This is a genomic window from Arachnia rubra (genome assembly GCF_019973735.1).
Classification (GTDB): domain Bacteria; phylum Actinomycetota; class Actinomycetes; order Propionibacteriales; family Propionibacteriaceae; genus Arachnia; species Arachnia rubra.
This window is the reverse complement of record NZ_AP024463.1, coordinates 3,118,795-3,130,736: the sequence shown is the minus strand read 5'-3', so window position 1 is coordinate 3,130,736 and position 11,942 is coordinate 3,118,795. Positions and strand designations below refer to the sequence as shown.

Genomic DNA, 11,942 nt, shown 5'->3' with positions numbered 1-11,942 from the left:
GATGGCAACTGCGGTGCCTGGTCGCGGCGACGTGGTGTGGTTGTCGATGGATCCGACCCAAGGGCATGAGCAGCGTGGTCACCGCCCGCACCTGGTGCTGTCGGATGAGCGTTTGGCGCAACGCATGGGTTTGGTGATCGTTGTTCCGATGACCAGCGCACACCGGCCGTGGGCGACCCGGGTGAAACTCGCCGAGAATTCTTACGCCATTGGCGAGCAACCCCGGACGGTCTCGATCGCGCGCATCACCCGCACCGATCGTGCGGGATACGACGTCACGGACGTGGTCCGCGTCATCACCACCCTCCTTGAGAACTGACCCAGCCGGGGTCGCCGAGAGTCCAGTGGGCGGGGCAATAGCAACAAATCGACAGGCCCCAGCTCAGGTTTAAGGCGATAACATGCTGGCCCTGTTGCTGGTTTGCTGGCCTTGTTCACGTTTGCCTGTGCTGTGAGGCCAGCAAACAGCGATAAGGCCAGCAAACCGGGGCGTGAGTGTGCGGTGGGTGCGGCGACCGCGACCCTTAGCGGGGCAGCAGGCCCATCGACCGGACCTCCTCCGCCTCCGACCTCAGCTCGTCGACGGAGGCGTCGAAGCGGGTCTTGGCGAAGGCGTTCAGCGGCAGGCCCTGGACGATCTGCCAGTCCCCGCCGGCGCAGCGGACCGGGAACGACGAGACCAGGCCCGCCGGGACGCCGTAGGAGCCGTCGCTGACGACCGCCATCGACGTCCAGTCGTCCTGGGGTGTGCCGAGCAGCCAGTCGCGGACGTGGGCGATGGTGGCGTTCGCCGCCGACGCCGCGCTCGACTTGCCCCGGGCCATGATCACCGCGGCTCCTCGCCTAGCGACGGTGGGTAGGAAGTCGAAGGCGATCCAGGCGTCGTCCGCGATCCACTCCGCCGCCGGCCTGCCGCAGATCTGCGCATTGAAGGCGTCCGCGTACTGCGTCGCCGAGTGATTGCCCCAGATCGTCACGTGCGTCACATCCGCGACCGGGCGACGGGCCTTCGCCGCCAGCTGCGCCCGGGCCCGGTTGTGATCTAGGCGGGTCAGCGCCGTGAACCGCTCCGCCGGGATCCCGTCGGCATGCCGCGAAGTGATCAATGCGTTCGTATTGGCCGGGTTGCCCGTCACCACCACCCGGACGTTAGGGGCAGCCGACGAGGCCAGAGCCCGGCCCTGCTCGGCGAAGATGGCGGCGTTGGCCTCCAGCAGGTCGGCGCGCTCCATCCCCGCCTTGCGCGGCGAGGCGCCGACCAGCATCGCGACATTCGCGTTGTCGAACGCCACCCGAGGATCGGAGGTGACCTCAATGCCCTTCAACTGCGGGAACGCGCAGTCGAGGAGTTCCATCGCCACCCCATCGAGGGCCCGCACCGCGGCGGGCACCTCCAGCAGCCGCAACTCGACGGGCTCGTCGCCCAGCAGGTCGCCGGAAGCCAGCCGGTAGACCAGCGCGTAGCCGATCTGCCCGGCCGCTCCCGTGACAGCTATCCGCTTGGTCATCGCTCAGCGGACGTTCAGGTCGCCGACGAGCACGCAGCGGCGCCTCCGGGTGAAGCTGCGCGCCGACGTGAGGCCCTCACCGGTGGGCCCGGCGATGGTGAACGTCGGGTAGCCCTCGCCACCGATGCCGAGGCCGTTGAACGATGGCCCGTTCTTCACGAAGATCGTGGTCTGGATCAGCTTGCCCATCTTCGTCAGCTTGTTGACGTTCAGGCTGTGCATGACCGCGGTGTGACGGTTGCCGTGCTCCAGCTCGACGGCCAGGTCGATGGCGGCGTCCACGTCCGGCACCCGGACCAGGCCGATCACCGGCATCATCAGCTCATGCACTACGAACGGGTGGTCGGCGGAGGCCTCGCACACGATCAGCCGCACCCCAGCCGGCGGGGTGACGCCGATCGCCTCCAGGATCTTCGCGGCCGGCTTGCCCACCCACTCGGTGCGGGGCTTGCCGTTCGCCACCAGGAGGTTCTCCAGTGCCGTGATCTCCGCGCCCGTCGCCTCGTAGGCGCCGTTCTTCAGCATGCAGAACTTCAGCATGTCCGCGATGGAGTCGACCGCGATGATCTCCTTCTCCGCGGTGCAGGGCAGGTTGTTGTCGAAGGTCGCGCCGTCGACGATGCACCGGGCGGCATGCTCGATGTCGGCGCTCTCGTCGACCACGGCGGGCGGGTTGCCCGCACCGGCGCCGATGGCTTTCTTCCCGGAGCTCAGCACCGCCTTGACGATGCCCGGGCCGCCCGTGGCGACCAGCATGTTGATGCGGGGATGGGCCATCATCGCGTTGGTGTTCTCCAGCGACGGCGCCGTCACCGTCACCACCAGGTTGTCGGGCGCCCCGGCCTCGCGCAGCGCCCGGTTGATGCGACGGACCTGCCAGCACGACAGCCGTGCGACGCGCGGGTGCGGGCTGAACACCACCGAGTTGCCGGCCGCCAGCATCCCGATGGAATTGCAGGTGATGGTCTCGGTGGGGTTGGTGGTGGGGGTGATGGCCCCGATCACGCCGTAGGGCGAGTACTCGACGGTGGTCAGGCCGTCATCACCCGACCACGCCTCCGTGAGGAGATCCTCCACGCCCGGCGTCTCGGCGGCTGCCACCTTGTTCTTCAGGTACTTGTGGCCGGCATCACCCATCCCCGACTGCGCCACGGCCTGCTCCGACATGTAGTCGAGGGCCTCGGGCGCCAGCATCGCCTCGCGGATTGCGGCGACGTAGCGGCGCCGGTCCGCCATCGTGTGCGTCATGTACTCGCGCTGGGCGCGGTAGGCGGCCTCCACCGCCGAGTCCATGTCCGCGAACACGCCGTCGCCGGTCGGCTCGTCCTGGGCCGGGGCCGGCACCGGGCATGCGGCAGGCGCGGGGGAGGACGCCGCGGACTGGTTGGGGACCATCGCCGCGAGGACCTCGCGGATGGTGGCCTCTAGCTTGTCTGAATCGATCTTCATTGACTATCTCCCATTGTTGTTCCAGTCCTGCAGCGCGCAGGTAGCAATCTCAATATCTTCCTCAGAGGAGCCGCCGGAGACCCCAAGGCCTCCGACCAGTCTCTGGTTCACAAAAACGGGCCTGCCGCCCCCGAACAGGACCACCCGCCCGGAGTTGGTGTCGGCCAGGCCCGGGAAGGCGCCGTCCTCCCTGGCCAGGGGGCCGAGGGACTCGGTCGGGGCCTTGAAGGCGACGGCGCTCCACGCCTTGTTGATGCCCACCTCGGTGGCGGCCAGCAGCGCACCGGGCATCCGGTGCAGCAGCATCAGGTTCCCGCCGGAGTCCACGGTCGTCACCACGACCGCGACCCCCAGCCGTGCCGCATGCGCCTCCGCGCACTCCGCCAGCCGCTTCGCCGACGCCAGCCCGAACTCCTCGGTGCTGGGCGACGGCAGCGCCGCCGGGGCCTCCTGCCCGCTCAGGGAGCGGGTGACGACATCACGCACGATTTGTTCCACCTCTTCATCACGCCAGGTCTCAGTCAGCCTCGACAGCGCATAGACGGCGTCGGAGAGGCGGTTTAAATATTTGATGACCTCTGGCCTCACGGGCTCCGCCTCAGCCAGGGTCAGGACGCGCCGCTCTGCGCGGCGCACGATGGTGCGAGCCGTGTGGAAGGCGCCGGAGCGGCGGTCGCGCCCCGGGACTACGAACTCGCGCTGCGGCCCGGTGACCGCCAGGCAGTCGTCGATCAGGTGCTCCAGGTCGACCACGTCGTCAGCATCGACCTTGCCCGCCAGGATCTCGGCGCCCTCGGCGTCGCTGGCCAGCTCGGCGGCCAGCACGAACAGCCGCTGCTGCACGTCATGGACGCGGCGCCGCCACTCCCCAGGGGGGAGCTGCGCCTTCGCCTGGCCGAGCGCGGCATTCGCCTCATCGACGGTGCCGTAGGCCTCGACGCGCATGCTCTGCTTGGCGACCCGGGAGCCACCGAACAGCCCCGTGTCGCCCTTGTCGCCGGTGCGCGTGTAAACGTTTGGCATGTGTTGTAAGCCTTCAAACTCTATGCCGTCGGCGATACCGGCGGCGGTGCCAGCTGGGGGAGTGACGGGTCGACCAGGGTGATCCGGTGCTTGCGTGCCCTGTCGCGGGCCAGGGCCGTCACCAGGGCGCGCGGCCGCAACCTGACGGTGGCGCCGTCCGGGATGCCCATGACGTCGGACTCCGTCAGGAGCCGCTTGTCGCAGTCAATGACGCCCGTATTGGCCGCCGGCTCAGGGGGAATGTTGGTGGCCCGGCGGGGCGGGCTCACCGGTGCCTCGGCGAGCTTCTGCGACGGGTCCAGGGCCGCGCCGACGGCGCTGTCCAGGGACTCGGGCCGCGTCAGGTGCACCCCGAACGACCGCAGCGCATCCAGGTTGCCCCGCAGCATCTCCTGGTAACCCGACGGCATGGCCGGGAACCACTCCTGCTTCTCCGGGGCATCCGGGCAGACCCCGACCTCGGAGACGACCACCGGCTTGTCCAGCATGATGAACTCCGCCATCACATTGCTGGCCAGGCAGTCGCCGATGCCGTGCGCGACCTTCGCCGCCAGGTTCGCCGTGAGAGTCGGCACGATCAGCAGGTCGTGGGCCTGCACCAGCGACTCCGCCGCCGGCGTCATGCCCAGCTCCTCGATGCGCGCCTGGTCCAGGATGCGTGACGCCGAGTCGGTCTGCCGCCAGTCGAGGTTGACGTGCTCCTTGAGCCGTCCGAGCGCCTCCAGGGCCGCGTCGAAGCCGAGCAGCGCCCCCGAGAACAGCACCAGCGCATTGGGCTTGTCGGATTCGCCGACGGCCGGAGCCGGCTGCTGTTGCTCCGCCTCGGCGAACATCTCGCGCACGATCCGGGTCACCAGCTCACGTAGCTGCGTTTCATTCATCGGACACTCCTCATGGCCGCACCCAAGGGGGTTGGGAACAGGGGCTCCTCGGGCCGGTGGACCTCGACTCCGAGCACCTGCTCAAACACCTTAGGCGCATCCGGCAGGGAAGCGGAACCACCGACCAGATACACCTGGCCGGGATCGGTGCCACCGAGCGCCTGGGCTGCGATGGTGGCCATCTTCTCCAGGGTCGGACGCACGATCGGGAACGTCGTGCGGACATTGACCGGGTTGCACTTGTACGCCTCGGCGTCGTCGTACTCGATGCCCAGCGCACCCGAGAGCACCAGCGTCATGTGGTGGCCACCGGTAGCCTCGTCGATGGAGAAGTCGACGACCCCGTCGCGCAGCCGCGACACCCCGGTGGTGCCGTGGCCGACGTCGATGATGGTGCCATCGGTGACACCGAGGGCCCGGGCCGCGGCCACCGGCTCGTCGACCACCTCGGCCGGCGTCAGCTCGCAAGCGTCGAGCACATTGGTGAACACCTTCACGGTGCCCTCGCTGATGCCCGGCGGGATGGTGACGGCGGCCTCGTCGAAGGTGTGGTCCAGTGTGGGCTGGATCTCCTCCAGGATCTCCCGGACGTTGGTGACCGCCCCAAACCAGTCGACGACGACGCCGTCACGCACCACGTTCGCCCGCCGCAGGCCGCCCGCGACGGGACGGTTGCTGCCGTCGACCACCGCGAGCACGATGTTGGCCGTGCCCAGGTCGACAGCCAGCCGCAGCCCGCTGCGTTTGGCGTTCTTGTGCGCCACCCTCCCAGTCCGCACGAGCTGTGCGAACTGGGCGAGCCTGGCCTGGGGATTGGTGCTCATGCGTGCGGCAGGATCTTCTCGACGTCGTTGTGGGGACGCGGGATGACGTGCTGGGAGACCAGCTCGCCGACCCTCGCGGCGGCGGCTGCGCCGGCGTCGACGGCGGCCTTCACCGCGCCGACGTCACCGCGGACCATCACGGTGACCAGACCGGAGCCGATCTGCTCCTTGCCGATCAGGGTCACGTTGGCGGCCTTGACCATGGCGTCAGCGGCCTCGATGGAACCGACGAGACCCTTGGTCTCGATCATTCCGAGAGCGTTCATGATTGCTTCCTTCTCCTGTTCGATGTCCGGGGAGCGGGTTTCCTCTCCCCGGGTTTCTTGGCGTCCGTGCCCCTCGGCTGGCTGGCCTTCGGGGTAGAACGCGGCTTCTGGCCCGGTTCAGGGGACGTGGGCTGGTCCGGCTCGGGCGGCGTCGGCGCCAGCTGTGGCTTCTCCCCGGGTTTCGTGATGGCCTTCGGGTCGGGCGTGGCCGAGGCCGTGACCTGCTTCTGCTCCTTATCCCTGGCGGGCGGGGTCACCTGTCGCTGCGTCTTGGCGGGTCCGGACGAGGCCGTGGCCGCCGCGGAACGGGACGGCTGTTTCCTCTCCGGTTTCTTGTCCGGCTCTGGCGTGCTCTCCAGCTCGACGGTCGGCTCCTGGTCCTCGTCGAGAACCAGGGTGGGCTCCGGCTCTGTCAGGGCGTCCTCCAGCGCCTCGTCCGCCAGCGCCTCCGTCACCGCCGGCTCCTCAGGCTCCGGGACGGACCCGGGCTTGGTCTTCGCCGACGGCCGCCGCTTGGCGGCAGGCGCGTCAGGTGCGGGCGGGGTGCAGCCGACGGTGGTGGCCGAGAAGACGATCTGCTCCAGCTCCGGGTGGGGCCTGGGAATCACCAGCTTGCTGACGACCCGGCTCACCTTCGCCGCGGCTGCCTCAGCGGCGTCGATGGCTGCGTTCACAGCTCCCACCTGGCCCTCCACCTTGACGGTGACGTAACCGCCACCCTTGGTCAGCTCGTAGCCGATGAGGGAGATGTCGGCGGTCTTGCAGGCGACGTCGGCGGCCTCGATGCCAGCGACGAGGCCGACTACTTCAATGCTCCCCAGTGCTTGCATCACTGGCTCCTTTCAGGTTCCCGGAGGGGAAGTCTTTTCACCAGGCGGGCGGCGTTGGACCCGATGATCCGGTCCGCCTGCTCGCTGCGCCCCAGGAAATGCGCCAGGTAGGGGCGCTCCTTAGGGAGTTTCTCGGTGGTGATCACCACGTAGTCGAGGGCGATTCCCAGCCCGATCCCAAGCCGCGACGAGGTCGCGGCCCGGTGTGCCAGGACCAGGGGATTCATCTCGGACAGGCGCTCGACGCGGCTCGGCACACCCTCCTCCTCCATGCCGAGGAGCACCTGGGTGAGCTGCCCATCGCCGATGCCCTCGTGGACGGCGATGTTGATGGTGGGACGCTCAGGACTCGCGACGGGATTCACGACGCGCCTCCCAGCACCAGTCCGGTGGCGACGGCGTTGCGGGGACCCTCCACGCCGCGGATGTTGGCGCGCCCGGCCACCACCCGGTAGTCCGCCAGGGCTCTGGTGACCAGCTGCGGGATCTCGAAGTCGAGGGCGGAACCGCCGACGAGCACCACGAAGTCGATGCCACGGACCTCCGAGGTGGGGGAGACCCGCTTCAGGGCCCGGACCGCGTTGGTCACGAAGACCTGCTCCTTCGCGCGGACCCGGACCTGACGGATGGTCTCGACCGGCAGGTCGAGGTCGAGCGGGACCATGCCGTCGGGCTTGAGCACCACGGTGCGGGCGTAGACGTGTCCCGGCAGCGGATCCTCGAAGAACTGCACCGTGCCGTCCTCGTGGCGGATGTTGAACACCGACTCCACCTTCGCCAGGGGATAGCGTTTGATGTCCTCGGCGGCGTCGAACGACTCCAGGCCCAGCTCCGACTGGATCATCAGCGTCACCATGTTCCCGGCGCCGGCCAGGTGGATCGACGTGCCGGTGCCGTCGGGGCGCATCACGGAGGCGTCGGTGGAGCCGGCCCCCATGTCGAGGATCGCGATCGGGGCGGCGGTGCCGGGCGTGGTCAGCGCCCCGCGGATCGCCATGTCGGCCTCCACGCCCCCCACCTCGACGGGCACGCCGATCTCAGTGGCCAGCTCGGAGGCGATCCGCTCCATCTGGAGCCGGTCGGTCTTGACCATGACGGCGATCCCGACGGCCGCCTCCATGGAGAACTCGTTGGCGATGCCGCCCGCGACCTGCTGCGGCACCTGGGTGTCGACGGCGAGCAGGTCGGTGATGCGGATGTCGCGGGGATGCTGGGCAGTCAGCTGCCCCATCGTGACGCGCACCTTCTCCATCATGCCGCCGACGTTGGTGCCCGGCTCGCCCGTGATGTCGCTGAGCTCCCGGATGCGGGAGGCGACGCCCATGATCTCGGCGGCCCCCAGGTCGACGTCCACGTCGAGCGTATTGGAGCCGTGGAAGGTCAGCCGCCCCGCGGGGATGCGGCGCTCCTGCACGTCGCCCTTTGGTGTCTTGATCACGACGGCGGACCGGTTGCCGACCAGCGACCGCGCCAGCGGCACCACGGACCGGGTGTCGTCGGGGTCGAGGTCGAAGAGGGTCGCGATCCCGAACGGGTTGGACAGGGTCTCGACAATACGTCCGACTTCTGCCACCTCGATGGCGGCCAGCATTCCGAGCGGCACCTTCTCGATCAGGCGGACCTCGTCGACGATGGGGATCTTGCGGCTCAGCCGGTTGTGCACCAGCACGCCGTCGTCGGCCTGCAGGATCGCGCCGGTGATCTCCAGGCGGCCGGAGACGGCGTTGAGCTCGGCCGCCACCTTGTCGTAGGGGTGGCTCTTCGGCGCGACGACGATGTAGGGCTGCCCGGCGGGGGCGGCGGGCAGCGAGTCAATGTCTATGGTGGTCCCCACCCCGATGCCGAGACCACCGGGGGTGGAGGGGTTGTGTCCGATCATCGTGGACTCGGTGATGATCGTCTCGGTGATGGTCTCCATCGCGACGTCGCCGATCACGGGGGCGGCCTCGTTGATGCGGATGGAGTCGAGGTCCTCGATGCGGCGTCCCGCCGCGCCCAGGGCGTTGGTGAGGGACTGGAACAGGCCACGGATGTTGGCGCTGGTTCCCTTGATGCCGGTGGTGGGGACGATGGCGCTGGACAGGAAACGCACCTGCTCCGGGGCAGGGCCGACCTCGGCCAGCGCCACCTCGGTGGTCGCGTTGCCGATGTCGATCCCAGCGATCAGCTTCACCATCGTCCCCTTACCTGTTACCTGCTTCGTACCTGCTCAGTCCTCGCGCAGCCGTCCACGAGCCTCGTAGACGTCGGCGGCCTCACGGACGAAACCTGCGCTCACCTTAGCGCCGTAGGTCCCCTCCAGCTCGGCTGCGATGTCGTACAGCTCCTGCTTCGTGGAGCGGTAGGGCCGCAGGGCGTTGTAGATCTCCAGCAGCCGGGCGTCCGGCACGGCCACCAGCTCGGCGGCGCGACGGAAGTTCCGGGCCAGGGTCTCACGACCCGCGGCGTCGGCCACCTGGGCCTGGAGCTCCAGGGTCTCCGAGGAGATGCGGAAGTCCAGGGGGCTCAGGTCGCCCGACTTCACTTTGTCGAAGGTGAGGTCGGTCAGCTGCCTGCCCGTGTTGGTCTTCACCAGCTCCGGGTGCTTCTCCGCGAGCGGGTACTCGTCGCGGCCGATCTGCCTGCCGCCCGCGGCAGGGCTCTGGGGAGCCTGCGACGGCGCGGCCGCCGGGGCCGGTGCGGCGGGGGACTTCTTTTCGAAGGTCACGGAGGCGTTCCCGAGGGACTTCATGACCTCCGCCATGACCTGCCGGATTACTTGTTCCTGATCCATGGTCACTCTCCTAGGCGGTGCTGACCCGCAGCGCCTGGGGCTTCTTGGCCAGGTCGCACTGGGCGGTTTCCTTGTTGTGCAGCAGGGCCGCGATGGCCTGGTACTTGGGCCGGGCCATCTGGTCGTTGCGGATGGGCACGGGCTGCGGCGACTCGCCCTTGGCGTACTTGGCCGCGTTCTTGCCGATGGCCCGGAACGTCTCCAGGTCGATCAGCGGCGACTGGCTGAACAGCTCCACGTTCGACAGCGGCGGCAGGTCCTTCTGGTGGATGACCGTGGTGCCGCGCGACTGGATGCCGATCCCGATCCCGGAGCCCGACAGCTTCGCTGCCTGGTGGGCGATGAAGCCGACGTCGGCGCTCTTGTAGATCTTCACGAACCGGTACTTGAGGCCCTCCTCCTCGATGCCGGCGGTGATCTCCTTCAGGACGTCGGCGTGGGGCAGGCCGATGATCGTCTCGTGGATCAGGGAGCTGAATGCCGGGGAGACCGCGATCACGACCTCCTTCGGGTCGGAGCCGCGCTCCGCGTCCCCGGCCTCCGCGAGGGTGAGCTTCCCGGACGCCGTGGCGGGCATCGTCGCCGTGCCGCCTGAGCCGGCGGGGGTGGCGGGCGAGGCCGGGGTCGCGGCCTGCGACTCGCCGGCGGTCATTTCCTGGACCACCTGCGCGATGATCTGTTTCAGGGCGTTTGTGTCAATGTCCATGACTCACCTTCAGATGCTCTCGGGGCTGATGGCCTGGCGGATGGTCTTGATCTGGTTCCAGCGCTCATCGTCCATCTGGTACCCGGTCTGCGGTCCCGCATAGTCGTTGGGGTAGTTGACGGCGGAGTTCACGTTGAAGTCGGCGTCGAAGATGGCCGACGTGTGCAGGTAGTCGCCCGCGACCCGGCGCTTCAGCAGGTTGAACACCGCCTCGGCGACATCCTCGAAGCCGCCGCGCGACAGGGCCTTGGCCACGTCGACGCCGGTGACCTCGCGGTTCATCATGTCCTCGGCGGCTTTGAGGTCCTCCACGACGTTGCGCTTCGGCATGTCCTCGGAGCTGTGGGCGTAGGTCGCGGCCTCCACCTCGGCGTCCGTGATGGCGGGCAGCCCCAGCTCATCGAAGACGGCCTGTAGGGCCCGGGCGGCCTTGCGGCGCACCGCGATGACGTCCTCCTCCAGGACGGGCGTCAGGCCGCCGTCGACCCGCAGGTCGCGCTGGATGATGTTCCAGTCGTCGAAGTCCTCGGCGTCCCAGTTGGAGCCCGCGAACATGTTGTCGCTGTTCGGGGTGGACGAGTAGCCGGAGCAGATGAAGTCGGTGCCGGGCACGAACTGCATCAGCGACCGCGACACGCGGCGCAGGTCGGAGTGGGTGAACGTCTGGTCGTTGCTGGAGGCGCATTCGAGGTCCAGCATCATGGCGATCAGGTTCTCGCCCAGGACTGCGCGGATGCCGCCGGGCACACCGGCGGGGACGCCGATGCAGCTGACGGAGCCGTTCTGCGTGCCCTGCGAGCCGGCGGCCTTGGTCACGAACAGGCAGCGGGACTCCAGGTACAGCATCGACTTGCCCTCGGCGAAGCCCATCTGCACCTCGGAGCCGGTGCCGGAGGTGAAGCGCATCTTCAGGCCGCGGGAGGCGTAGCTGGAGGCGAGGAACGCCTTCGACCACGGGGTGTCGTCGCCGTCCATGAACACAGCCTCGGTGCCGTAGACCGAGACGGTCTCGGCGTAGGCGGTCAGCCCGCGCATGCCCAGCTGCAGCTCCGTGGCCTCCTCGACCGCGCACTGCGTCAGGATGCCGGGACGGCCCGTCTGGGCGCCCACCAGCAGGGCCAGGGCGTTGAACGGGGCGTAGCGGACCACGCCGACGGTCGTCTCCTGCTCGGCGAAGCCGCGCAGCGCGGCCTCAGCGGAGTCGGCGGCGATCTGCACCGGGTGGTCGAGCACGTTGGTGACGTGGCACTGGTTGGCGGGCTGCTTGCGGGCACGCAGCTTCGTGACCGCCATCATCATCTCCAATACGCTCATATTGCCGACGACCTCGGTGAGCTTGGCCGGGGTCATGGCGGTGGTGAGCGGGATGATCTTGTGACGTGGCACGTTGATGTCGCACAGCATGCGGGCCACCTGGAGGGAGTCGATGGCCATGGCCTCCTCGGCCCGCTCCAGGTTGATGCCGTAGTCGGCGACGAAGGTGTCGATCATGTCGAACTGGTCGCGGGTCTTGCCGTCGAGCTCCACCACCTTGCCGTCCGACAGCTTGATCGACGGCTTCGGGTCGTTGGGGGAGTCCATGGCGATCAGGCCCACCTCGGGCCATTCGCTGACGTACCCGTCCTGGTTCACTGGGCGCGCATCGAGCGCCTCAAACCTCTTGGAACGCATCAGATCGATCC

The 11,942-nt window shown here is 68.6% G+C and carries 13 protein-coding genes; 1 reads left to right on the top strand and 12 read right to left on the bottom strand.

What is annotated here, in order from left to right; genetic code table 11:
• Position 1: 1 nt before the first annotated feature.
• Positions 2-319: a type II toxin-antitoxin system PemK/MazF family toxin gene (locus SK1NUM_RS14220; protein ID WP_212323483.1), complete on the top strand. Its 318-nt coding sequence runs from the start codon at positions 2-4 to the stop codon at positions 317-319.
• 205 nt (positions 320-524) lie between these two features.
• Here the strand turns inward: SK1NUM_RS14220 and SK1NUM_RS14215 are convergent, their stop codons facing one another.
• From SK1NUM_RS14215 to SK1NUM_RS14160, 12 genes are read right to left on the bottom strand one after another with little or no spacing between them, the layout of a single operon-like run.
• Positions 525-1,508, bottom strand: coding sequence for a malate dehydrogenase (locus SK1NUM_RS14215; RefSeq protein WP_212323482.1), 984 nt, complete (start codon positions 1,506-1,508; stop codon positions 525-527).
• A gap of 3 nt (positions 1,509-1,511) precedes the next feature.
• Positions 1,512-2,957, bottom strand: a complete 1,446-nt coding sequence (locus SK1NUM_RS14210) for an aldehyde dehydrogenase family protein (RefSeq protein WP_212323481.1) — start codon at positions 2,955-2,957, stop codon at positions 1,512-1,514.
• Positions 2,958-2,960: 3 nt separating this feature from the next.
• Positions 2,961-3,980, bottom strand: a complete 1,020-nt coding sequence (locus tag SK1NUM_RS14205) for a cob(I)yrinic acid a,c-diamide adenosyltransferase (protein ID WP_212323480.1) — start codon at positions 3,978-3,980, stop codon at positions 2,961-2,963.
• 20 nt (positions 3,981-4,000) lie between these two features.
• A complete protein-coding gene (locus SK1NUM_RS14200; RefSeq protein ID WP_212323479.1) occupies positions 4,001-4,861 on the bottom strand; it encodes a flavoprotein in 861 nt (286 codons plus the stop codon).
• Positions 4,858-5,685, bottom strand: coding sequence for an ethanolamine utilization protein EutJ (gene eutJ / locus SK1NUM_RS14195; protein ID WP_212323478.1), 828 nt, complete (start codon positions 5,683-5,685; stop codon positions 4,858-4,860). The genes SK1NUM_RS14200 and eutJ overlap by 4 nt, the downstream gene beginning before the upstream one ends.
• Positions 5,682-5,951: an ethanolamine utilization microcompartment protein EutM gene (gene eutM, locus SK1NUM_RS14190; RefSeq protein WP_212323476.1), complete on the bottom strand. Its 270-nt coding sequence runs from the start codon at positions 5,949-5,951 to the stop codon at positions 5,682-5,684. The genes eutJ and eutM overlap by 4 nt, the downstream gene beginning before the upstream one ends.
• Complete coding sequence (locus SK1NUM_RS15565; RefSeq protein ID WP_212323474.1) at positions 5,948-6,781, bottom strand: BMC domain-containing protein; 834 nt, start codon at positions 6,779-6,781, stop codon at positions 5,948-5,950. The genes eutM and SK1NUM_RS15565 overlap by 4 nt, the downstream gene beginning before the upstream one ends.
• Positions 6,781-7,146, bottom strand: a complete 366-nt coding sequence (locus tag SK1NUM_RS14180; RefSeq protein WP_212323472.1) for a glycerol dehydratase reactivase beta/small subunit family protein — start codon at positions 7,144-7,146, stop codon at positions 6,781-6,783. The genes SK1NUM_RS15565 and SK1NUM_RS14180 overlap by 1 nt, the downstream gene beginning before the upstream one ends.
• Positions 7,143-8,957 (bottom strand): diol dehydratase reactivase subunit alpha, encoded by a 1,815-nt coding sequence (locus tag SK1NUM_RS14175; RefSeq protein WP_280526531.1) that lies wholly within the window; start codon positions 8,955-8,957, stop codon positions 7,143-7,145. Before SK1NUM_RS14175 ends, SK1NUM_RS14180 begins: the two co-directional genes overlap by 4 nt.
• A 33-nt stretch (positions 8,958-8,990) precedes the next feature.
• Positions 8,991-9,554 (bottom strand): diol dehydratase small subunit, encoded by a 564-nt coding sequence (locus tag SK1NUM_RS14170; RefSeq protein ID WP_212323470.1) that lies wholly within the window; start codon positions 9,552-9,554, stop codon positions 8,991-8,993.
• Between the two features lie 10 nt (positions 9,555-9,564).
• On the bottom strand, positions 9,565-10,260 hold the full coding sequence (locus tag SK1NUM_RS14165; protein ID WP_212323469.1) for a propanediol/glycerol family dehydratase medium subunit: 696 nt from the start codon (positions 10,258-10,260) through the stop codon (positions 9,565-9,567).
• A gap of 9 nt (positions 10,261-10,269) precedes the next feature.
• A complete protein-coding gene (locus tag SK1NUM_RS14160; RefSeq protein WP_212323468.1) occupies positions 10,270-11,931 on the bottom strand; it encodes a propanediol/glycerol family dehydratase large subunit in 1,662 nt (553 codons plus the stop codon).
• Positions 11,932-11,942 lie beyond the last annotated feature (11 nt).

Coding starts and splice junctions, on each gene's coding strand:
- SK1NUM_RS14220 (WP_212323483.1), top strand. CDS start 2: ATGGCAACTGCGGTGCCTGGTCGCGGCGACGTGGTGTGGTTGTCGATG.
- SK1NUM_RS14165 (WP_212323469.1), bottom strand. CDS start 10,260: ATGGACATTGACACAAACGCCCTGAAACAGATCATCGCGCAGGTGGTC.
- eutJ (WP_212323478.1), bottom strand. CDS start 5,685: ATGAGCACCAATCCCCAGGCCAGGCTCGCCCAGTTCGCACAGCTCGTG.
- SK1NUM_RS14205 (WP_212323480.1), bottom strand. CDS start 3,980: ATGCCAAACGTTTACACGCGCACCGGCGACAAGGGCGACACGGGGCTG.
- SK1NUM_RS14210 (WP_212323481.1), bottom strand. CDS start 2,957: ATGAAGATCGATTCAGACAAGCTAGAGGCCACCATCCGCGAGGTCCTC.
- SK1NUM_RS14200 (WP_212323479.1), bottom strand. CDS start 4,861: ATGAATGAAACGCAGCTACGTGAGCTGGTGACCCGGATCGTGCGCGAG.
- SK1NUM_RS14170 (WP_212323470.1), bottom strand. CDS start 9,554: ATGGATCAGGAACAAGTAATCCGGCAGGTCATGGCGGAGGTCATGAAG.
- SK1NUM_RS14160 (WP_212323468.1), bottom strand. CDS start 11,931: ATGCGTTCCAAGAGGTTTGAGGCGCTCGATGCGCGCCCAGTGAACCAG.
- eutM (WP_212323476.1), bottom strand. CDS start 5,951: ATGAACGCTCTCGGAATGATCGAGACCAAGGGTCTCGTCGGTTCCATC.
- SK1NUM_RS14215 (WP_212323482.1), bottom strand. CDS start 1,508: ATGACCAAGCGGATAGCTGTCACGGGAGCGGCCGGGCAGATCGGCTAC.
- SK1NUM_RS14175 (WP_280526531.1), bottom strand. CDS start 8,957: ATGGTGAAGCTGATCGCTGGGATCGACATCGGCAACGCGACCACCGAG.
- SK1NUM_RS15565 (WP_212323474.1), bottom strand. CDS start 6,781: ATGCAAGCACTGGGGAGCATTGAAGTAGTCGGCCTCGTCGCTGGCATC.